The organism is Formosa sp. F44 (genome assembly GCF_056238645.1).
This window is the reverse complement of record NZ_JBWDLJ010000009.1, coordinates 1-21,409: the sequence shown is the minus strand read 5'-3', so window position 1 is coordinate 21,409 and position 21,409 is coordinate 1. Positions and strand designations below refer to the sequence as shown.

Annotated in this window: 18 protein-coding genes and 2 pseudogenes; 11 read left to right on the top strand and 9 right to left on the bottom strand. The window is 34.6% G+C overall.

Annotated features, from left to right (window positions below):
* The first annotated feature begins 57 nt into the window (after nucleotides 1-57).
* The 3 genes from AC0UBM_RS17980 to AC0UBM_RS17970 are packed head-to-tail and all read left to right on the top strand — an operon-like array spanning nucleotide 58 to nucleotide 2,563.
* Entirely contained in the window at nucleotides 58-294 is a 237-nt protein-coding gene (locus AC0UBM_RS17980; RefSeq protein WP_038526100.1) for a FeoA family protein, read from the top strand.
* The gene (gene feoB / locus AC0UBM_RS17975; protein WP_414036450.1) at nucleotides 287-2,386 is read left to right on the top strand and encodes a ferrous iron transport protein B; all 2,100 of its coding nucleotides are present in this window, start codon (nucleotides 287-289) and stop codon (nucleotides 2,384-2,386) included. The genes AC0UBM_RS17980 and feoB (AC0UBM_RS17975) overlap by 8 nt, the downstream gene beginning before the upstream one ends.
* Before the next feature lie 36 nt (nucleotides 2,387-2,422).
* A complete protein-coding gene (locus AC0UBM_RS17970) occupies nucleotides 2,423-2,563 on the top strand; it encodes a FeoB-associated Cys-rich membrane protein (protein ID WP_414036449.1) in 141 nt (46 codons plus the stop codon).
* 283 nt (nucleotides 2,564-2,846) lie between these two features.
* On the opposite strand, the pseudogene feoB (AC0UBM_RS17965) reads toward AC0UBM_RS17970, so the two are convergent.
* From feoB (AC0UBM_RS17965) to AC0UBM_RS17950, 4 genes and pseudogenes are all read right to left on the bottom strand, one after another.
* Nucleotides 2,847-5,042 (bottom strand): annotated as a pseudogene (feoB, locus tag AC0UBM_RS17965) (ferrous iron transport protein B).
* Between the two features lie 3 nt (nucleotides 5,043-5,045).
* Nucleotides 5,046-6,068, bottom strand: a complete 1,023-nt coding sequence (locus AC0UBM_RS17960; protein ID WP_414036448.1) for a metal-dependent transcriptional regulator — start codon at nucleotides 6,066-6,068, stop codon at nucleotides 5,046-5,048.
* A gap of 2 nt (nucleotides 6,069-6,070) precedes the next feature.
* Nucleotides 6,071-6,721 (bottom strand): metal-dependent transcriptional regulator, encoded by a 651-nt coding sequence (locus AC0UBM_RS17955; protein WP_434037760.1) that lies wholly within the window; start codon nucleotides 6,719-6,721, stop codon nucleotides 6,071-6,073.
* Nucleotides 6,722-7,200: 479 nt separating this feature from the next.
* Entirely contained in the window at nucleotides 7,201-7,950 is a 750-nt protein-coding gene (locus tag AC0UBM_RS17950; protein WP_414036447.1) for a TerB family tellurite resistance protein, read from the bottom strand.
* Between the two features lie 391 nt (nucleotides 7,951-8,341).
* Between AC0UBM_RS17950 and AC0UBM_RS17945 the strand changes: the two genes are divergently transcribed.
* The 5 genes from AC0UBM_RS17945 to AC0UBM_RS17925 all read left to right on the top strand — a co-directional run bounded on the left by AC0UBM_RS17945 (nucleotide 8,342) and on the right by AC0UBM_RS17925 (nucleotide 11,736).
* Nucleotides 8,342-8,752, top strand: a complete 411-nt coding sequence (locus AC0UBM_RS17945) for a BrxA/BrxB family bacilliredoxin (protein WP_038526087.1) — start codon at nucleotides 8,342-8,344, stop codon at nucleotides 8,750-8,752.
* A 93-nt stretch (nucleotides 8,753-8,845) separates the two neighbouring features.
* On the top strand, nucleotides 8,846-9,589 hold the full coding sequence (locus AC0UBM_RS17940; RefSeq protein ID WP_475689570.1) for a lysophospholipid acyltransferase family protein: 744 nt from the start codon (nucleotides 8,846-8,848) through the stop codon (nucleotides 9,587-9,589).
* A gap of 11 nt (nucleotides 9,590-9,600) precedes the next feature.
* Nucleotides 9,601-10,587 carry an acyl-ACP desaturase gene (locus tag AC0UBM_RS17935; RefSeq protein ID WP_414036445.1) on the top strand — a complete coding sequence of 329 codons (987 nt, stop codon included), beginning with the start codon at nucleotides 9,601-9,603 and terminating at the stop codon, nucleotides 10,585-10,587.
* 70 nt (nucleotides 10,588-10,657) lie between these two features.
* Nucleotides 10,658-11,311: an HD domain-containing protein gene (locus AC0UBM_RS17930; protein WP_475689569.1), complete on the top strand. Its 654-nt coding sequence runs from the start codon at nucleotides 10,658-10,660 to the stop codon at nucleotides 11,309-11,311.
* Nucleotides 11,312-11,439: 128 nt separating this feature from the next.
* Nucleotides 11,440-11,736, top strand: coding sequence for an EF-hand domain-containing protein (locus tag AC0UBM_RS17925; RefSeq protein WP_475689568.1), 297 nt, complete (start codon nucleotides 11,440-11,442; stop codon nucleotides 11,734-11,736).
* Between the two features lie 88 nt (nucleotides 11,737-11,824).
* Here AC0UBM_RS17925 and AC0UBM_RS17920 read toward each other — a convergent pair whose 3' ends face one another.
* Complete coding sequence (locus AC0UBM_RS17920) at nucleotides 11,825-12,694, bottom strand: AraC family transcriptional regulator (protein WP_414036442.1); 870 nt, start codon at nucleotides 12,692-12,694, stop codon at nucleotides 11,825-11,827.
* Nucleotides 12,695-12,903: 209 nt separating this feature from the next.
* Here AC0UBM_RS17920 and AC0UBM_RS17915 point away from each other — a divergent pair, with 209 nt between their 5' ends.
* From AC0UBM_RS17915 to AC0UBM_RS17905, 3 genes are all read left to right on the top strand, one after another.
* A complete protein-coding gene (locus tag AC0UBM_RS17915; RefSeq protein WP_475689567.1) occupies nucleotides 12,904-13,509 on the top strand; it encodes a hypothetical protein in 606 nt (201 codons plus the stop codon).
* Between the two features lie 167 nt (nucleotides 13,510-13,676).
* Nucleotides 13,677-14,516 (top strand): alpha/beta hydrolase family protein, encoded by an 840-nt coding sequence (locus tag AC0UBM_RS17910; RefSeq protein ID WP_475689566.1) that lies wholly within the window; start codon nucleotides 13,677-13,679, stop codon nucleotides 14,514-14,516.
* Between the two features lie 10 nt (nucleotides 14,517-14,526).
* The gene (locus tag AC0UBM_RS17905) at nucleotides 14,527-15,648 is read left to right on the top strand and encodes an FG-GAP repeat domain-containing protein (protein WP_475689565.1); all 1,122 of its coding nucleotides are present in this window, start codon (nucleotides 14,527-14,529) and stop codon (nucleotides 15,646-15,648) included.
* 170 nt (nucleotides 15,649-15,818) lie between these two features.
* Here the strand turns inward: AC0UBM_RS17905 and AC0UBM_RS17900 are convergent, their stop codons facing one another.
* The 4 genes and pseudogenes from AC0UBM_RS17900 to AC0UBM_RS17885 form a co-directional block, all read right to left on the bottom strand.
* Nucleotides 15,819-17,762, bottom strand: a complete 1,944-nt coding sequence (locus tag AC0UBM_RS17900) for an OmpA family protein (protein ID WP_475689564.1) — start codon at nucleotides 17,760-17,762, stop codon at nucleotides 15,819-15,821.
* A gap of 16 nt (nucleotides 17,763-17,778) precedes the next feature.
* The gene (locus AC0UBM_RS17895; protein ID WP_414036437.1) at nucleotides 17,779-18,723 is read right to left on the bottom strand and encodes a PorP/SprF family type IX secretion system membrane protein; all 945 of its coding nucleotides are present in this window, start codon (nucleotides 18,721-18,723) and stop codon (nucleotides 17,779-17,781) included.
* Between the two features lies 1 nt (nucleotide 18,724).
* Nucleotides 18,725-19,966, bottom strand: coding sequence for a gliding motility-associated C-terminal domain-containing protein (locus tag AC0UBM_RS17890; protein WP_475689563.1), 1,242 nt, complete (start codon nucleotides 19,964-19,966; stop codon nucleotides 18,725-18,727).
* Between the two features lie 182 nt (nucleotides 19,967-20,148).
* A pseudogene (locus AC0UBM_RS17885) lies at nucleotides 20,149-21,409 on the bottom strand (hypothetical protein); the annotation flags it as partial.

Below are 21,409 nucleotides of genomic sequence, written 5' to 3'. Positions count from 1 at the left end.
TTTTTTAGCATCACTTTTTACCTTACTTTTGCTTCTTTAAAATCAATCTAAATAAGTTTGCAGACAACTTTAGCACATCTAAAACGTGGAGAAACAGCTGTTATTACAGATGTTTCATCCGATCAAATTCCTTTAAAGTTAATGGAAATGGGTTGCCTTCCTGGCAATCAAGTGGAACTAGTTCAACTTGCGCCATTTAAAGATCCTATTTACCTCAACATTAATGGCACACATTTAGCCATAAGAAAGGACACTGCAAGTCTTATTTTAATTGAAAAATTATCGCATGAGTAAACAAATTAATGTTGCTTTAATAGGAAATCCGAATACAGGAAAAACATCGGTATTTAATGCCCTTACCGGTCTGCATCAAAAAGTGGGGAATTACCCCGGAATTACAGTCGAAAAAAAAGAAGGGATTTGCAAATTACCTCGTGGGGTAAAAGCACACATTATCGATTTACCTGGAACATATAGTCTAAACGCATCGTCTTTAGATGAAAATGTAGTGATTGAATTACTATTAAACAAAAAAGATAAAGACTTTCCTGATATCGCGATAGTAGTTAGTGATGTTGAAAACTTGAAACGAAATCTTCTACTTTTTACACAAATTAAAGATTTAGAAATCCCTACTATTTTAGTGATTAACATGGCCGATCGTATGACGCGTCGTGGTATTTCTTTAGACATCCCTTACTTAGAAGAACAATTAAAGACTAAAATCGCAATTGTTAGTACACGTAAAAATCAAGGAATAGATCAATTAAAAGAACTCATTCTTAATTATAGAGAACAATCGACTACACCTTGTCTTAATGCATCAGAAATTGACAAAGCTTATTTTGACCGGTTACAACAGGTGTTCCCAAATCAGTTATTATACAAACTTTGGTTGGTAATTACTCAGGATGTTAATTTTGGAAAAACAGATAGAAATGAATTTGATGCTGTAGCCGATTTTAAAACAAAAAGTAAAACCGATTTAAAACGACTGCAACAAAAGGAAACTATTAAACGGTATCAGTTTATAAATAATACCCTTAAAAAAGGTCAAACTATAGATCCGTCTCAAGCTACAGACTTACGAGCAAAATTGGATCGTATTCTAACGCATAAAGTTTGGGGCTATGTCATTTTCTTTTTTATACTATTATTAATTTTCCAAGCCATTTACGATTGGTCTAGCATACCAATGGATTTTATTGATTCGTCTTTTGCGTCTTTAGGAGAATGGGTTAAAACAGAACTTCCGGCCGGAGTATTTACAGACTTATTGGCCGAGGGAATTATTCCTGGCTTAGGAGGTGTGGTTATTTTTATACCGCAAATTGCCTTCCTATTCTTGTTTATTGCCATACTTGAAGAAAGTGGGTATATGAGTCGTGTGGTCTTTTTAATGGACCGTATTATGCGCCGATTTGGATTAAGCGGAAAAAGTGTTGTGCCTTTAATTTCTGGTACTGCGTGTGCAATTCCTGCTATTATGGCCACTAGAAATATAGAGAGTTGGAAAGAGCGATTAATAACCATATTGGTTACGCCATTTACAACCTGCGCCGCAAGATTACCAGTATACCTTATTATTATTTCGTTAGTGATTCCTGAAGGTACATTCTTAGGACTAGGTTATCAGGCATTAACATTAATGTTATTGTATTTACTAGGGTTTGCAACGGCCATTAGTGCCGCTTACATTTTAGACCGCGTAATGAAACTTAAAAGTAAAACGTTTTTTGTAGTTGAAATGCCGAATTACAAAATGCCTTTATTTAAAAATGTAGCTTTAACCGTTCTTGAAAAAACAAAATCGTTTGTATTCGGCGCTGGTAAAATTATACTTGCCATTTCAATTATCTTATGGTTTTTAGCATCTTATGGTCCAGGTGAGCGTTTTAATGATGCCGAGAATATTATAACTGAAAAATATGCTTCAGAAAACTTATCTCAAGAGGATTTAGATCATAAAATAGATTCGTACAAATTAGAACATTCTTATATCGGGATTGCTGGTCATGCTATCGAACCTGCTATTAGACCACTTGGTTACGATTGGAAAATTGGTATTGCTATTGTAAGTTCGTTTGCCGCACGTGAGGTATTTGTAGGAACTTTAGCTACGATTTATAGTGTTGGTAATGATCAGGAAGAAACCATTAAAAACAGAATGGCTGGAGAGGTGAATCCTATTCTAGGCGGACCACTTTTTAACTTTGCATCGGGAATTTCGCTGTTATTATTCTATGCTTTCGCCATGCAGTGTATGAGCACCTTAGCAATAGTAAAACGTGAAACAAACAGCTGGAAGTGGCCAACTCTGCAATTGGCATTTATGACGATATTAGCATACGTATCGGCATTTATAGCCTATCAAGTATTAATATAAATGAAAGTACACCGTAATTAAAACGACTTTAAAATTATGAATACAATCATTCAAAATATTTTAGTTTTTGCATCCTTAGGTATTGCAGTCGCTTTTATCATTAAGAAATTTTTCTGGAAAAAAGGAAAGTCTAAAAAAGCATGTGGGTCTGATGGCGATAGTTGCGGTTGTTCGTAGAATAATTATATATTTTAAAACAAACACCTGTTTATCGACACTTAGGTTCAGAAGCTCATTAAATAATACGTTATGTATCTTTATAATATAACAGAATTAATGTATCGCTAATTTAGGACGGGACACATAAAACAAAAAAGCACCACGTAAAATCGTGGTGCTTTTTTATTTCAAAATTTTGTCCATTAAAAATATATCAAGCTTCAAGAATAGAAGAAGTCATCTCCTATTAATTTTCTTCAACAGTCTTAAACTATACGTTTCTCGATTGTAACGTTTTAACTTAAAAAACAATTCTCCAGACTTGAGCCACTAAAAAACAAACCACAAACCCTAAAATAATTGGCATTATAGAAGCAACAATCGTCCATTTGGCACTATTAGTTTCTTTATAAATTGTATATATGGTTGTACTACACGGATTATGCAACAAACTAAATAACATCAAATTTATAGCGGTTAATAATGTCCAACCTCCAGCTCTTAATATATCACCAGTAGCATTGATAGAATCCAACTCGAACATCACTCCAGCACCTTCACCTCCACCAATTCCAGTAACCATAACGGTCAGCATCAAAATCGTTGGAATCACGATTTCGTTGGCAGGAATAGCAACGATATAGGCCAATAAAATAACACCATTTAAACCAAGTAAGAATCCGAAACCATCCATACCGTTAACCAACCATGCTGCGATGGATTCGTCTCCGATATGCAGGTTAGAAATAAGCCAAATTACAGCCCCTGCAGGTGCCGCAAAAACTATGGCTCTCCATAATACAATTGCAGTTCTGTCTATTAAAGAGGTATAAATTGTTTTCCAAAAACGTGGCGGACGATAAGGTGGTAATTCCAAATTAAAGGTAGATACTTCCCCTTTTAAAACTGTATTAGAAAGCACCCAAGACACACCAAACATAAATCCCATTCCTAAAACGGCAATCCCTATTACGGCTAGTAGCGAAGCTACACTAGATAATGATTCTGGCACTACAGCTCCAATAAAAATAGTTGCTATTAAAATCTGAGTTGGCCAACGACCATTACATAGCGAGAAATTGTTTGTAATAATGGCAATTAACCGCTCCCGAGGACTATCTATAATTCGGGTTGCCACTACACCTGCAGCATTACAACCAAACCCCATACTCATAGTTAATGCCTGTTTACCATGCGCACCAGATTTATTAAATAAGGAATCTAAATTAAAAGCGACACGCGGTAAATATCCAAAATCTTCTAAAAGCGTGAACATTGGGAAAAATATAGCCATTGGTGGCAACATTACCGCGATAACCCAAGCCACAGCCAAATACACTCCATCGATTAAAAAACCAGCGAGCCACCATGGCATGTTAACACTTTCGGCACCACTAGTTAAAATAGGATGTATGGTATCTAAAAGCAACTCTGCAAGCAGTGAGGAAGGATAATTTGCTCCAATAATGGTTAGCCACAAAACCGTTCCAAGGATTAAAAACATGATGGGAAATCCCCACCTTTTACTTGTAACTATTTTATCGATTTTAGAATCTAAACGAAACCGTTTTTCGCCGTCTTCTGTTTTTACTGAATCTCTTACAATATCTGCCGCATCTGCATAGATACTTTCGGTAAGGTTATCGTGAAATTCATCACCAATTTGCCAACGCAAATCGTTAGATAACTCTATAATATTGTCTATATTATTTTCTTTCATGTAGTTGAAAATTTAGAGAAACTCTCCTGTTTTTAAAGCTTCAATAATTTGCTTATCTCCCTCTAACAGCCTGAAGGCAATCCAACGACTATTTGGGATATTAGGAAATTCTTTTTCTATTTCGGTGGTTAAGGTTTTAACTGCCCTTTCAATATTTTTAGGCACATTTTTAATGCGATGTGGTTTACACACAATTTTTCCACTTGCAATCTCACTAATGGTTTGGATTAATTCGGGAATCCCTTTATTAAAACGTGCACTTGTTGGCACCACAGGAATTCCTAAATCTCGTGATAAAGTTCTTATATCAATATCGACTTTATTACGTTTAGCTTCATCCATTAAATTTAAACACAACACGGCTTTATCGGTGATTTCAAGTATTTGAAGCACCAAATTTAGATTGCGTTCTAATCGATTTGCATCAGCCACAATTACTGTAACATCTGGCTTTCCGAAAAGGATAAAATCTCGAGCAACTTCTTCATCTTCGGATGTTGACAGCAATGAATATGTTCCTGGCAAATCTACCAGTTTGTATTTTTCTTTATTATATTCAAAACCTCCCTCTGCACGTGTTACCGTCTTTCCTGGCCAGTTTCCTGTATGTTGCTTTAAGCCTGTTAATGCATTAAAAACGGTACTTTTACCTGTATTTGGATTTCCGGCTAAGGCCACTACAAAGTCAAAATCGGTGGTTTGAACGCCTAATTTTTTTAAACCATCTTTATTAAAGTGGGCACAGGTTTCACAAGCACTCTTTACAGCTGTTTCCATAATTTAAGATTTTTGAATTAAAATTTTAGAAGCCTGGTCTTTTCGTAAGGCAATGGACGTACCTTTTATTAAGTACGCATTCGGATCGCCTAAAGGATTTAACAAATCGATACTAACCTCCGATCCTTTTACAAATCCGAGATCTAATAATCGTCTGCGACTATCTCCTCTATTCTCTTTTGAGATACCAATAATTTTAGCCGTTTCGTTTTCTTTTAAGCTCGATAAACGGGCTACATTTTCTTCTATATCAACTAACTTTTCTATAGGTGCAACAGTTAAGTTTGCCGCAACTATAGGCGCCAGTTTAAACTCTTCCCCTTCCGACTGAAATACAATCCGTGTGGAATTATTTTCGGTTATTTTAAGGACCGAGCCCATATAAATGTTCTCTGCTAAAATTTGCTTATAAATAACTTCAGGCTCATCTTCGATATGTGTAATTCTTCCAACCGAACCCACTGCCAATAAAGGTAATTCTACGCCGTGAACATCGGCCAATTTCCCGCTTCGAGTAGGAATAGGATCGCCATGCGGATCGAATTGTGGGTGACCTAAATGCGCCGCCAACTCATCGGCCTCTTCATGACTTAAGCGGTGCTCCATAGATTCGGCTCTATCGTGCCACTCCTTTTTATGTACTCCTGTTTTATCGGCTAAATAACGTTCCCAAAGTCGGTGTACTCTAACAATTCTCAAGGCATAATCTCGTCCTTCAGTTGTAAGTTTTAAGGCATCGAATTCGGAATAAATTAAATCGTTAATGGTCATTTTCTTTACGGCTTCTACGATGTCGTCATTTTTATAATCTAACACCTGAACTAAGGTTTTCATATCTACCTTATTTTTTGAATCCTCGAAATGATAAAGTTGCTTTAGCACATCTTCAATAATTTCTTTTTCGTTGGATTTTAACGATTTTCTAATAATCCAAAACCAACCTTTTATTGGTCTAAATACAACATATAATAAAGCAACTACAATAAAAAATATTAGCAGTGCCAATAAAGGGCTGTAGTTTTCCATAGTTATAAGTTTAAGTATAAATTTTTCGAAACTTCATTAGAAATAATCATTTTCCCATCTGATGTTTCTATCGTTAAAGAATTGTCGAACGGTTCGAAATCTAAAACCTTAATAGTATCTCCAAGTGCTAAATTATTTTTGTTTAGATACTTTAAAAAGGCTTCGGAAGAATCTTTTACCAATGCTAAGACCCCCGTTTCACCTGTTTTAATATCTAAAATATTTACACTTTTTAGAGGCGAATAATTGCCGTTTTTATCCGGAATAGGATCGCCATGAGGATCGTGTGTCGGGCAACCTAAAAACACATCTAATTCGTTTACTAATTTTAACGATTTTATATGCTCCAATTGCTCTGCAACGTCATGAACCTCGTCCCAAGAAAAGTTTAATTTTTCAACTAAAAACACTTCCCAAAGTCTATGTTTTCTAATGACTAAAGCCGCCGCCGAACGCCCAGCCTCTGTTAAAGTTACCCCTTGATATTTGACATAATTGGCTAATTGCTTTTCAGCCAATTTTTTTATCATATCTGTTACCGAAGATGCTTTGGCCTCTATTTTTTCGGCAATCGCATTTGTACTTACAGGAACAGAACCCTGTTTACCTAAATGGTAAATAGCTTTTAAATAATTTTCTTCAGATAATGTAATCACTAAACACGTATTTATCACAAAGATACACAATTTACTTGAATACAAATATATTTTTAGCTTTACCTAAAAATTCGTTTGTAATTACAATAAACTATACAATAGAATGCTCTGAAACCACTGTAAATATTAGAATAACGATAAATACATGTTAGCGCGTTTCTGGATTAAGCCACTGAATGGACTAGAAGATTAAGTATTTTTTCAATCCGATGGCATTTGAGTACTTATAGTCTTAAACAGAATTATTTATCGGATTATGCCATTGCAAAAGAATTGATGGCTCGGTAATTATATTGAAAACAGGATATAAATCCTGAAAGCTGATGTAGAAGCAACAGCTAAAATAGTAACGGAGAGTAGGCACCATCAGAACCGTTGGCGACCTATTGTAAAGTATAATATGGTAATGTTAGTCTTTCGCATATAGATAAGATTAACCGAATGTATATGTGAAAGGCTGAAACAGTATATGATTTTTAAATAAAACCGCGTTCTTTTTGAAGCTGATCGTAAGCGTCCTGAACTTGTCTAAATTTTTCTTCGGCCCCTTTTTGATGTTCTTCACCTAAATGAAGCACTTTATCTGGGTGGTATTTTTTAGCCATAGTACGATAGGCTTTCTTAATCTGGTCGTTAGTTGCAGTTTTATCGATTTCAAGAATTTTATAGGCATTATCGCTACTGTTGTAAAACATGGCTTTAATACTTTCAAAATCTAATGCACGAATACCTAAGTAGTTGGAGATTTCGTTAATAACCTCAACCTCATCTGCACTTACATTTCCGTCGGCTTTAGCAATACCGAATAAAAAATGAAGTAACTGAAGACGTGACGGATGATCCATCATCTGACGGATTTGCATACATACATCGCGAACAGGAATATTCTCTTGCTGACTTATATTTTTGAATAATTTAAAAGCGTGATTTGCACGGTCTTTCCCGTACATCCCGACAAACTGAGCACGCACAAAATCTAATTCGCGTTTATCACTTTTACCATCGGCTTTTATAACTATTGCGGCTAGTACTAATAGACTCACTTCAAAATCTCCCGATTTTGTTCTGGTTTGCGACGGCGCAGAAAAAGGTCCGTCACTACCAACTTTAATACCTCCGTTGGAAAGACCATCGACTACACTACCCAATGCAAATCCTAGAATCGCTCCTATTGGACCTCCAAAAGACCATCCTAACGTAGCACCTAACCATTTTGAAACACTCATAATTTTATTTTTAAGACTGCAAATATACTACATGTAGTTTTAAGTGCTGTGGTTTTAATTTTATTGCTTTACATCTATATTAAAAGATACACTATAAGCGTTCGGATTTTACGAAAATTAATAAAAATATTGTCTGAATACTTAGTCTGATTAGAAAATGGATCTTCTTTATAAACAATCCATCAGGCACTCCCGCGTTAGGGATAGCAGTGGTATCCTTTTTGTTTTCTAAAAAAAACAAAAAGATATAACGTATAGCCCGAACTTGCCCGAGCAAGGTAACGCCCAAGAGATTACAAAACCCGGCTTCTTTAGGTTACGTTAAAGTAATAAGGGGTTCTGTTTTAATTATGTATATTTGTGCTTTATTTATAAACAAAAATTTAAAACTATGTACCCAGCAGAATTAGTAAAACCAATGCGTGAAGATTTAACCAAAGTTGGTTTTGAAGAATTACACACTGCCGAGGCTGTAGATGCAGCGATAGCAAAAGAAGGAACAACTTTAGTCGTTGTAAATTCTGTATGTGGTTGTGCTGCAGCAAATGCACGTCCAGGCGCAAGCATGAGTATACAAAACGATAAAAAACCAGACCATTTAGTAACTGTTTTTGCAGGTGTAGATAAAGAGGCTGTAGATGCAGCAAGAGGTTATATGATTCCTTTTCCTCCAAGTTCTCCTTGTATTGCTTTATTTAAGGATGGCGAATTAGTACACATGTTAGAGCGTCACCATATTGAAGGTCGTCCTGCTGAAATGATTGCAGACAATCTTAAAGATGCTTTTAACCAAGTATGTTAAGTCGGATTTTGTAAAAAAATATAAACCACGCTTTTGGCGTGGTTTTTTTATATCTTAAATTTGCCATCTAACAAAACCTGTAAGCTCCAATTAATGAAAATTCTAGCGTATCCACTAACAGCATTATATGCTCTTGCGTTTTTATTATCGATATGTATTTTTCATCCTATATTATGGATTAGCCACCGTGTGTTTGGCTACAATGCATTACAACATAGTGTAAATGCCTTACAATTTGTATTGTTGCGTTGCTTAAATATACTTGGCACCCGTTTTACATTCACCAACAATTTTGATAACGAAATCCCAAAGGATGCTCCGTTAATAATAGTATCTAATCACCAAAGTATGTACGATATTTCGCCAATACTTTGGTATATGAGACAGTACCGCCCAAAATTTATTAGCAAAAAAGAATTGGGTTCGGGCATACCTAGTGTATCTTATAATTTACGCCATGGTGGCTCTGCATTAATCGACAGGAAAAACCCAAGGCAAGCGATTCGTGCCATTTATGATTTTTCTGCTTTTATAAAAGAAAACAACTATGCTGCAGTTATTTTCCCTGAAGGTACCCGAAGTAAAGATGGGCACCCAAAACGGTTTCAACGTCATGGTTTACAAACTTTAATAAAAAACATACCTAATGCAACCGTAGTGCCGTTAACCATAAATAATTCATGGAAAACGTTAAAATACGGTAAATTTCCTATGGGATTAGGGGCTCATATTACATTAACTATTCATAAACCCATAAATTTATCTACCTTTACAGGCACTACAGACACTTTAATTGACGAAATTGAACACACTGTAACACAAAGTATAAACCATTAAAACTTAACATTATGTCATTAAAAAATGTAAGGTTAGAAGTGATGCAGTTCTTAGAAAAAGACGTAGACGCTTTAATAGAAAAGTATTTAATTCCGATTGAAACTATTTGGCAACCAACAGATTTCTTACCAGATTCTGAAAGTCCAAAGTTTTTTGACGAAGTAAAAGAGATAAGAGAGTTAGCTAAAGATTTACCTTACGATTTCTGGGTAGTTTTAGTTGGAGATATGATTACCGAAGAGGCCTTACCAACCTACGAATCCTGGTTAATGGATGTAGAAGGTGTTGGACAAATAGAACGTAACGGTTGGTCTAAATGGGTACGTCACTGGACAGGTGAAGAAAACCGACACGGCGATGTGCTTAACAAATACCTTTATCTTTCTGGACGTGTAAATATGCGTGAGATTGAAAAAACAACACAGCATTTAATTGCTGATGGTTTTGATATTGGTACAGACCGCGACCCGTATAAAAACTTCGTGTATACAAGTTTCCAAGAACTTGCCACATACATTTCTCATAACCGTGTAGCTAAACTAGCTAAAGAACGCGGAAACAAACAACTAAGCAAAATGTGTAGAATTATTTCGGGAGACGAAATGAGACACCATAACGCCTATAGCGAATTTGTAGAACGTATTTTTGCAGTAGACCCTAGCCAAATGATGATGGCGTTTCACTACATGATGAAACAAAAAATTACAATGCCAGCGCACTTTTTAAGAGAATCTGGCGGACAAATAAGCTCGGCTTTCGAAGAATTTTCGAATACTGCACAGCGTATTGGCGTGTATACATCTATGGATTATATAGATATTCTTGAGAAGTTACTTAAACGTTGGGAAATCGAAAAAGTAACTGGCTTAACAGACGAAGCAGAAAAGGCAAGAGATTACCTTATAAAACTTCCAAGCAGAATGACACGTATTGCAGAGCGTATGAAAGTCCCTGAAAATTCGTTCGAATTTAAATGGGTAGAGCCTGCTAAATTATAAATCGACTTATACCTTTATATAACACAAAAATTCCTTTCTGTCTCAGTTAGGAATTTTTACTTTTATAGCTATGACGAAAGACCTACAAATACAGACTACAATTAATTTTGTTAAAGAACAATTAGAAGGTGCCGAAGGAGGCCACGATTGGTTTCATATAGAGCGGGTTTATAAAAACTCGAAATTAATTGCCAAAACCGAAGATGTAAATCTATTTGTTGTAGAACTTGGTGCGTTACTTCACGATATAGCCGATAGTAAATTTCATGATGGCGATGAAACTGTTGGCCCAAAAGTAGCCTCTGAGTTTTTAAAAACGATTGAAGTTGACGAGGAAACCATTCAGCATGTGATTAATATTATAGAAAACATATCTTATAAAGGCGGGAATTTTAAAGCGACGTTTACTTCACCCGAATTAAATGTTGTGCAAGATGCCGACCGATTAGATGCTATTGGTGCCATTGGAATTGCCAGAACCTTTAATTATGGAGGCTTTAAAAACCGAGCACTTTACAACCCCGAGATTGCGCCTAATTTAAATATGACAAAAGCGGCATATAAAGCATCTAACGCGCCTACAATTAATCATTTTTATGAAAAGCTTCTACTTTTAAAAGACAAGATGAATACAGTAACGGGGAAAGACATCGCAACTCAACGCCACGATTTTATGATTGCATTTCTAGATCAGTTTTACGCCGAATGGAATGGTGAGAGGTAAACCTACTGCGATGTAACCCTCAATATTTCAAAAAGATATAACCTTACAAATATTTTATTTCAGGTTAAACTATTTCATTTTTTTATGGTCTTAAGGTATTATATCAATAACCTTTAAAACCAAATAAGATGAAATTAAAAACATTAACATTCGCCATGCTAAGCTTAGCATTTTTCGCGGTATCATTTTCTGCGCAAGCACAAGATAAAAAAAGAGAGCCAAATCCTGAAAAAATGCTAGAGCGCATGGATACAGATAAAAATGGCACCATATCTTTAGAAGAGTTTAAATCTGTAAAACGAAAAAAAGAAGTCGACGCTAAAACTTTAGAAAAAAACTTTGCCAAAATCGATGCCGATTCTAATGGACAAATCACATTAGAGGAATTAAAGAAGCAACCGAAAAAAGACAAAAAGAAAGAGTAAACTAACTGTTTAACTTTGAATAAGAAAAAACCCTTCAAACACATTATAGTTTGAAGGGTTTACTTTTTATATTGGTATTCAATTAAACTTATTGAATAATACGAGTCATTTCACTTCTGTACTTAGAAGCGCTCGTTCCCGTAATTTCATTAAAGAATTTATTAAAATGCGAGAAGTTATTAAATCCGCATTCAAAGCAAATATCGGTAATACTCATTTCGCTTTCTTGTAATAATTTAGTGGCGTGTACCACACGGTATTCGTTTACTAATTTGGTAAATGTCTTTCCTGTTGCTTTTTTAAAGAATCGGCAAAATGCAGGAACAGTCATGTTTGCCTGATCGGCAATATCTTCTAAACTAATATGCCTCTGAAAGTTGTTATTTATATATCTAAAAATAACATCAACCTTAGCGCTATCTTGTGGTTCGGTTTCAAAAGCAACACCGTCTACATTTAATAAGCTATAATGCTCAGAGACTGCTAAATCATTCAATATTTCTAATAATTTCAGGACGCGATTAAAGCCTTGGTACTCCATTAAGGTTTCAATCTTAGGCCCAACAATTAATTTTGTTTCTGGTTTAAAAAGCACGCCCTTCTTTGCGCGTTCGAATAGCATGGCAATACGTTCTGTTTCTGGAAGTTTTAAAAATTGTTCTCCTAAAAAATTTGGTAAGAATTGTACAATGGTTTCAGAACCGCGAGCAGTTAGTCGATCTGCAAAACCATTATGAGGTAAATTAGAACCTATTAGTATAAGCTGACTATTATTAAAGTATGATAAATGATTTCCTATATGACGTTTTCCTTTTCCTTTATTAACATAAACTAATTCTAGTTCAGGATGGAAGTGCCAAAAAGGCTTATTAGTATGCGCTTCTTGAGTATGTTGCCTAACAACCAACGAGCTACCAAAACTTGGCGTTACTTTTCTATATGTTGGTTTTAATTTCATTCGTGTTTCACATTTGTATTACAAAAATACAAAATGTATATGGGATAGTATGTGTATAATTAGCTCTAAAATATACTATTTTACCTTTACAATTTCTTAACATTTATATCACAGTTAATATAGCACACAAAGTAGCCAATATCGTTGTTTTCCATCGTCTCCTTCCACCATATCTTTGCCATGTAATTAAGTTACAAAATTTTATTATTATGAGAAAATTATTAGCCCTTAGTATTTATATGTTTGCAATGGTAACTGGAATATCTAGTTATGCGAACGACAATTTATCTAACGTAGATAGCAGAAAAAAATCAGAAATTACATTAACGCTTAACCACGTAAAGGCAGGTCAGTTACTATCTATTAAAGATGAGTACGGAATTGCATTATACAAGTCTACAATTTCAATTTCAGGAGCTTACAATAACACATTCGATTTAACAGCTTTACCTAATGGTGACTATTCTTTCGAACATGAAAAAGGATTAGAAATTAAAATTATTCCTTTTACTGTATCTAACGAAGAAGTTACTTTTAACAGAGAAGAAGAAAGAAGCATTTTTAAGCCTTCTGTAAAATTTAAAAATAATGCTGTGTATTTAACACAATTAGATTTAGATAAAGAAGAGGTATCAGTAAATATTTATTATTCATCTAACGATAGTTATTCAAATGATGAATTAATTTATACTGAAAAAATATCTGACGAAGCTAGTATCCAACGTATATACAGCTTATCTGAAAAACGTGCAGGTCATTACAAAGTATTCATTAGTGCAAACGGAAGAAATTACGTTGAACACTTCAAAATATAGTTTTAATTTTAATTAGATAGTTAGTTAAACTATGTCAATTAGTTAGTTTGTTTGTAAGAGTGGGGCTGGTTACCTCACTCTTTTTTTTGTTTTATACTTAGCTGAGTCTCTCTAAAAGTTTTAACTTTAGATGAGATTTTTTTTTGAATACAAACCACTCTTTTAACATGACACACCATTTAAATATACCACTTCAAGGCAAACACGGGAAGCCCATTTTAACAGATGTATGTTATACCAAAAACAATTTACTTAAACCCATAATTATTTTTTGTCATGGCTACAAAGGATTTAAAGATTGGGGCGCTTGGAATCTCATGGGTGAGGCCTTTGCTAAAGCAGGTTACTTTTTTATAAAATTTAATTTCTCACATAACGGTGGCACACCAGAGCAACCCATAGATTTTCCAGATTTAGAAGCCTTTGGTCAAAATAATTACACCAAAGAATTAGACGATTTAAAATCGGTAATCGACTGGATTACAAACAGTACTGATTACAACACAGAAGTAAACACCAATAACATCTCTTTAATTGGCCACAGTCGTGGTGGTGGTATTGTAACCATAAAAGCCGAAGAAGACCCACGAATTACAAGCGTAATTAGTTTAGCTGGTGTTAGCGATTATGCCTCTAGAATGTCTAGTGGAGACGCCCTAAAACAATGGAAAACCAACGGTGTAGAATATGTAGTAAATGGAAGAACAAAACAAAACATGCCCCATTATTATCAGTTTTTCGAAGATTTTAAAGCTCACGAGAATCGGTTAAATATAGAGCGTGCGACGTCACAGTTAAAAATTCCGCATCTTATTATTCATGGCGATAACGATTCCAGTGTTAAAATTGAGGAAGCTTACAATTTGCACCAATGGAATCCAGATAGCAAATTAAAAATTATTGCAGGCGCTAATCATGTATTTGAAACGTCTCATCCTTGGAGTCAGGACCAATTATCCATTCAGCTTCAAGAAGTGGTTATTACCGTATTAGATTTTTTAAAATAATAGAGAAATCATGAAATACATTCTCTTAGCACTTTTTTCTAGTTACATGCTTTCGGTTCATGCTCAGAAATCAAGCTTCTTTAATAATAGTAGAACCATTTTAGGAGTCCATAAAGAGCGTACCGCTTCTATGGGCATTGGCGATATAGATAGCGATGGCGATTTAGATGTTGTTATTGCGAATGGTAGGCACTGGCCAGGACAGAATAAAATCTTTATAAACAATGGCCTTGGCATGTTTACGGTTTCAAAACATTTAGGTTTAGAACAAGAAACAAGTTACGCAACAGAGCTTGCAGATTTTAATGGTAATGGATATTTAGATATCGCGGTAGGAAACGATATGGCGCCGAATTACATTTTTATAAACGACGGTAAAGGGAATTTTACTAAAGGCACTAGTTTTGGTGCAAAATACGGACCGACAAGAAATATTGTTGTTGCCGATATAGATAACGATGCCGATTTAGATATTTTAATTACCAATAGAGGCAGTGAAAACGAAATTTGTTTAAATAACGGACATGGAGTATTTACAGAAGTTATTGGATTTGGAAGCAAAAAAGATTCGACTATAGATGTCGAGGTTGCCGATATGAATAGTGACGGACATTTAGATCTTATTTTAGCAAATAGAGACGATCAACCCAACTATGTATATTTAAATGATGGGAATCTATACTTTAATAAAAAAACACCTTACGGAACAGGTAACGACGCTACAAGATCTGTAGCTGTTACAGATATTGACAACGATAGTTTCAAGGATATTATAACAGCAAATATTGGCGAGCCTAATGTTATTTATTTCGGAAATGAAAAAGGAACATACGGGCGTAAAGTAATATTCGACACGAGCTCAGATAAATCGTATGCCGTATCTATTGGCGACTTAAATGGTGATGGTAAGACAGATATTGCGATAGGTAATGTAGGTGCTCCAAACACTGTTTTTATTAACTCTGCTCATGCAAGGTCTTGGGAGAAAATGCAATTAAATAATCAAGATTTTAGTACATACGATATTTTAATGTTCGACTTAAATGGTGATAATAAACTAGATATTATTGAAAGTAATTCAGACGAATTGAATCAGTTTTATTTTAATAGGTTACCGGCAAAACGTCCTTAAACTCATTAACAACGTAATCTTTTTTATAATTAAAAAGAAAAAATTGTTTTGGCTTAAGATTTAAATCCCTCTTTTAAAGTGCTATTAATCTATAAAACTCAAGGAGATTTTTTTCGTAATTAATCTACCATAATATGTACAAGACTATCTAAAAAAGAGGGTAATTAAACTTATTTGGTCACTATAAATTCACTTCTTCTGTTTTGCTGATGTTCAAAATTAGAACACTTCACTCCATTAGAACATTTATTTATTAATACCGTTTCTCCAAAACCTTTTGCAGTTATCCTATTGCTATCAATGTTTTTACTTACCAAATAATCACGAGTAGATTGTGCTCGTCTGGAAGACAGTTTCATATTGTAATCATCGTCACCTCGACTATCGGTATAAGATCGTATTTCGATCTTTAAATCAGGGTAAGTATTTAAAGTCACCAGTATTTTTTGCAACTCGACTTCTGCATCATCTCGAATATTGGACTGATTATAATCGAAATAGATTACTGGAATATTTAAAACCTTAGCCAAATCTATTTCAGGAACAAGATCTACTATATTTGGTTGCAATTGAAAATTAATTTCTTGATGATCTAAATTTATTTTAGAGATATGTTCATCTGCATCATAGCGCGCTTTCTCCGATTTCAGAAAATACGATGTATACGTATTCGTTTCTACCGTATAAAACCCATTTTCATTAGTAAAGACTTCCTGTAACACCAGTCCATCGGAATCCCTTAGACTTACCCTAACATCTTCAATAGGTTTTTTAGATTGTTTATCGGTAACATATCCTTCTATTATAGAAAGATATACATCTACTATTGGGGCATTTTCTTTAAACGTATATATATTATCGTAAACAAATTCCCCGGCTTTAGTAGATCGATTAGAACTTATAAATCCTCTACGTGTTGTTAAATCTATTCCAAATGCAAAATCGTCTGCATAAGAGTTTACAGGTTCTCCGACATTTAATAAGTTTCCGTAATGATTATCTAAAATCTTGATGTAAAAAACATCTAATCCTCCAAAGCCAAAATGTCCGTCTGATGAGAAATAAAGTTCATTAAGAGTGGTTATAAAAGGAAAAGTCTCCTTGCCTTCTGTATTTACTTCCGGCCCTAGATTTACTGGATCTCCTAAATCTCCTCCTGGAGAAATTGTAGACATATAAATATCTGATTCGCCATAACCACCTGGTCGGTCTGATGAAAAATATAGTTTAGTTCCTTCAGCATTTAAAGTTGGATGGGCCGTTGAAAAATTGTCGCTATTAATAGATAATTCTACGGCTTTTTGCCACTTATTATTAATCTTTACAGATTTATAAATTTTCAACTTATAATCATCTATATCATCATCAGAAGGTATGCTACTTCTTGTAAAATACATAGTATTATTATCTTTTGTAAACACAGGAGAAGATTCATGAAATTTGCCATTTATGTTGCCTTTAAGCATTCTAGGCTCGTTAATAGCTTGGCTTGAGGAATCTAGCCTAACTTCGTACAACGATAAAAAACTAAGACCATCCCAACCACTTTTATCATTTAATATTTTGTAAGAATCTTTAGTAGACGAATAATATAAGGCATCCTTTACTAATACATTTCCAAAAGTAATTTTATTGTCATTGTAAATTTTTCTGATTGGCTCTAAATCATATCTGCCTGAATTTTTATCCATTAACCTCAAATAATCTTCAGCTAATAAAGTCCCCGATTCTAAATCATTTTCTCTTGTAAAAATATTGAAATACTCCATGGCTTGTTCAGGTTTCCCTGTAGCTTTTAATGTCTGAGCATATCGTAAATTATTAATACTTTCCTTATGCACCTGAACCATAGAGAACAAACTATCATACCATTTTACAGCTTGCCCGTATTGTGCATTAAAATAATAACTATTAGCAAGTTTGGTATACAACTCTTCAGACTTATATCCATTTTCAGCAACTGATAAATAGATTTTTTGAGCATTTATGAAACTTAATTTTTCATAATTCTGATTTGCCTGAATTAATTTCTTTTCTTGCCCATTAACGGCCGTCACAGTAACCATGGCTAAAAACACCCAAAAGAAACTATATATAGATATCTTATTTTTCATTAATTTATTTTTTTAATTAAAAGAATCTAGGGTTTACTATTCCACTTCGTCTGGTACCTAATTCAAATCGTAAAAGTATCTCATGAGATCCATCGTTATAATTTCCTAATTCGGTAGTATCGTAATCATATGCATAGCCTATCATAATTGTGTCGGTTAACTGAAAACCTGCCAGCACACTAACCGCTGCATCTAACCTATAAGAAAAACCTACTGTTAAGCCGTTATTAATAAGTGCATTTAAAGACAAGTCTAGGGCCAAGGGAGAACCTGTAACAGATTTAACTAAAAATGCAGGCTTCAATTTCAGTCCTGAATTCATTTTAAAAACATATCCACCTATTAAATATAAATGCGCTCGTTCTGTAAATGTAGATGCTTGTATATCGTCATAATGTGTAGTTTCTAAAAAATTAGGAGTGGATAACCCTACATACCATTTATCAGAATATAGATATAAACCTGTACCAACTATTGGGGAATTATGACTTTGTTGATCTAGAGTAACGTCGTTCTGATTATGGATATTTAATTTAGTAGGGTCTAAATTCCACATAGATATACCGCCTTTAATACCAAAGGCTAATTTTAATTCGTTAGCTAAATTTATAGTATAAGAAAAGTCTACCGAAAGTAGGTCTTCTGAAGTAGGGCCTATTTTATCGCTTAAAAACCCAACACCAATACCAACACCTTTAATTCCGATAGGAGAATGTGCTGAAAAATTTAGTGTTTCAGGAGCTCCATCTAAACCAACCCACTGGTTTCTATAAATCCCCAACATACTTAATGATTCTCTAGACCCTGCATAAGCAGGATTAATAGAGACCGTATTATACATGTATTGTGTGTATTGCGAATCTTGTTGCGCATGTAGTTTAGGAGTCATAAAAAACAGACTCAACAACAACACTAAAACAGATATATTTTCTTTTTTTGAAGTCATTCTAATTTTATTCATATTAGTTATCGCTTAAGTATAAGAAACCTGCTTTTTTATGAGAGGTGTTATCTGCCTCATTGCCATACTTATATTTTAAAATATAGTAATATGTACTAGCAGGTAACACATCAGAATCTTTTACTGTTAATCTTCCAGAAGAACGGCCATTAAACAAACGGCCATCTTCACCATAATTATTCATTTCATAAACCTTAACACCCCATCTATTAAAAACTTGAAGCGTAAGCTCTCTAGCACATGTATCGTCTGTTTTTTCTACCTCGAAATAATCATTTTTACCATCTCCGTTTGGAGACACATAATTGTAAACAACTAGAGTACAAGGCAATTCAGATTCAATTTTTAGGCGTCCAAGTGTAAAAACACCATAATTAGTTGTGGCTGTTGTTATTGTTTGGTTGTTGGGATCTACAACACCCCCTTCATCGATCCATATATTACTAGACTCATCCCATCTTACAATCGTTAACGCTTCTTGTGTAGCCGCTTCAACCAATGTATTTGGGGTTGTAACAGCACTCCAAGACAATGTAATTAAGCCGTCTACAGAGTTATCATTAACCCGATCTATAGTCCAATATTCTTGACTATTTATCTCTAATATATCTTCAGACTTAAGCTCGTGTGAAAACAAATCATTAGAACTTTCATAATAATACTTTCCTTTAAAGAAAGCACTAGAATTTTCTGGTGCAGATATACCAGCTAACCTATAATAGCCACCATCTCCAATAGGAAATGTAAATTCCTGATCTCCAATTTTATTTACAGGTCCATCTACATGACTAACATTAGAAGTATTGATGTGATTTCCATTCGTGTTAAATGTAATTTGCCCACCAAAATTATCGTTATCAACAACGCCTTCGTAAAAATCTGTAGTTCCACTAATATATATTTCACCTGATACATGAAATGGGTTTGCGCTACTACTATTATTAAACAAAACATTATGTAAATAACTAACTTGACTCCCGCTTATATTCTGAGTTTTGGAACCTATAAATTTTACTATCCCTGTGTTCTCATAAAAATCTAAAGCACCATCGTTATTAAAATGATCGTATACATAAGTTTCTCCATCGTTATTAAATGTTCCTTGACTTAAATTATCAAATTGAGACACTGTGGAGAACTGTGTATTTTCACTTACATACAATACACCTATATTAGAAGTTTGCGCTAGCATGCCATAAGAAAGGAGTAATAAAATGCTTATTTGTAATAAATATTTTTTCATGTGTCTAAATATTTAATTATTAATGAGTCTGATTTATTTTAAAAGAAAACAACTCTTTTTCTTTCTTCTAGATTTCCCTGAGGACAACAACGGCTTCTTGTTATTGCTATCCTCAGGATATTACAATTGCCTGTTATAAATTACTTTTTAAAATAAATCAGACTACTAATTAAAAACCTCTTTTACTTTACTTGATGTATTGAAAATTGAGATGTATATCCTCCTAGTACCGTTGCACTAAGTATAGGGGTAGCAACTCCAAATTGAATTTTATCCCCAACTTCTAGCTTTACCAAGGTTTGAATAGATCGTGTTGGTGGGGAAACGTCAACATCAAGATTTAAACCTATTACATTAATACCAATATTCACACTTAAATATGTGTCCTCAGCAAGAACCTCATGAGAAGATGTTCCGGCAGGTGTTTTAATAATCGCCACTCCAAACTGGGCAGCACTTACAGCTCCATTATTGTTGGCTTGTAGATTAATATTATATATACCTGATTGTTTCGCTGTAAAAATCCCTGTGTTCTCATCATATTCGTCATTTTCATCAAACTGCTGACCAGATGTCGAAAAATTTATTGCTCTATAACCATTAAAATCTAATAAAGAAACATTCAATAAAGAAAAATTACTAGAGGCTTTATAACTTACATAAGATTTTAATGGTGCTCCATAAATACTTGTAATAGCACTATAGACTTCTTCTTCATTTGTTATGTTATCCACAACAGTATCAATAACATCTACAGGATCACCATCAGAACCGTTTAGTGACGCTAACCAAACTGCTTCTGTTCCTGTAAATCCACCAGCTACTGCAATCTCATATGCCGAAGATCCATCAGAACCATCTGCACCGTTTAATGATGCCAACCAATCCGCTTCCGTTCCTGTAAATCCTCCGGCTACTGCAATCTCATAGGCTGAAGAGCCATTAGTTCCATCTGTACCGTTACTTCCATCTGCTCCATCAGCACCGTTTAGTGATGCTAGCCAAGCTGTTTCTGTTCCTGTAAATCCTCCAGCTACTGCAATCTCATAGGCTGAAGAACCATTAGTTCCATCTGTCCCGTTACTTCCATCTGCTCCATCAGCACCGTTTAGTGATGCTAGCCAAGCTGTTTCGGTTCCTGTAAATCCACCTGCTACTGCAATCTGATATGCTGAAAAACCATCTGAACCATCTGAACCATCAGTACCGTTACTTCCATCTGCACCGTTTAATGACGCTAACCAATCCACTTCTGTTCCTGTAAATCCTCCGGCTACTGCAATCTCATAGGCCGAAGATCCATCAGCACCATCACTTCCATTTGTTCCATCAGAACCATCTGCTCCGTCAACTCCATTTAATGACGCTAACCAAGCTGCTTCCGTTCCTGTAAATCCTCCTGCTACTGCAATCTCATAGGCTGAAGCTCCGTCTGAACCATCG

Excerpts from the sequence above, each read along its gene's own strand:
- feoB (WP_414036450.1), top strand. The coding sequence starts at position 287 with ATGAGTAAACAAATTAATGTTGCTTTAATAGGAAATCCGAATACAGGA.
- AC0UBM_RS17970 (WP_414036449.1), top strand. The coding sequence starts at position 2,423 with ATGAATACAATCATTCAAAATATTTTAGTTTTTGCATCCTTAGGTATT.
- AC0UBM_RS17960 (WP_414036448.1), bottom strand. The coding sequence starts at position 6,068 with ATGGAAAACTACAGCCCTTTATTGGCACTGCTAATATTTTTTATTGTA.
- AC0UBM_RS17950 (WP_414036447.1), bottom strand. The coding sequence starts at position 7,950 with ATGAGTGTTTCAAAATGGTTAGGTGCTACGTTAGGATGGTCTTTTGGA.
- AC0UBM_RS17945 (WP_038526087.1), top strand. The coding sequence starts at position 8,342 with ATGTACCCAGCAGAATTAGTAAAACCAATGCGTGAAGATTTAACCAAA.
- AC0UBM_RS17940 (WP_475689570.1), top strand. The coding sequence starts at position 8,846 with ATGAAAATTCTAGCGTATCCACTAACAGCATTATATGCTCTTGCGTTT.
- AC0UBM_RS17935 (WP_414036445.1), top strand. The coding sequence starts at position 9,601 with ATGTCATTAAAAAATGTAAGGTTAGAAGTGATGCAGTTCTTAGAAAAA.
- AC0UBM_RS17930 (WP_475689569.1), top strand. The coding sequence starts at position 10,658 with ATGACGAAAGACCTACAAATACAGACTACAATTAATTTTGTTAAAGAA.
- AC0UBM_RS17925 (WP_475689568.1), top strand. The coding sequence starts at position 11,440 with ATGAAATTAAAAACATTAACATTCGCCATGCTAAGCTTAGCATTTTTC.
- AC0UBM_RS17920 (WP_414036442.1), bottom strand. The coding sequence starts at position 12,694 with ATGAAATTAAAACCAACATATAGAAAAGTAACGCCAAGTTTTGGTAGC.
- AC0UBM_RS17915 (WP_475689567.1), top strand. The coding sequence starts at position 12,904 with ATGAGAAAATTATTAGCCCTTAGTATTTATATGTTTGCAATGGTAACT.
- AC0UBM_RS17910 (WP_475689566.1), top strand. The coding sequence starts at position 13,677 with ATGACACACCATTTAAATATACCACTTCAAGGCAAACACGGGAAGCCC.
- AC0UBM_RS17905 (WP_475689565.1), top strand. The coding sequence starts at position 14,527 with ATGAAATACATTCTCTTAGCACTTTTTTCTAGTTACATGCTTTCGGTT.
- AC0UBM_RS17900 (WP_475689564.1), bottom strand. The coding sequence starts at position 17,762 with ATGAAAAATAAGATATCTATATATAGTTTCTTTTGGGTGTTTTTAGCC.
- AC0UBM_RS17895 (WP_414036437.1), bottom strand. The coding sequence starts at position 18,723 with ATGAATAAAATTAGAATGACTTCAAAAAAAGAAAATATATCTGTTTTA.
- AC0UBM_RS17890 (WP_475689563.1), bottom strand. The coding sequence starts at position 19,966 with ATGAAAAAATATTTATTACAAATAAGCATTTTATTACTCCTTTCTTAT.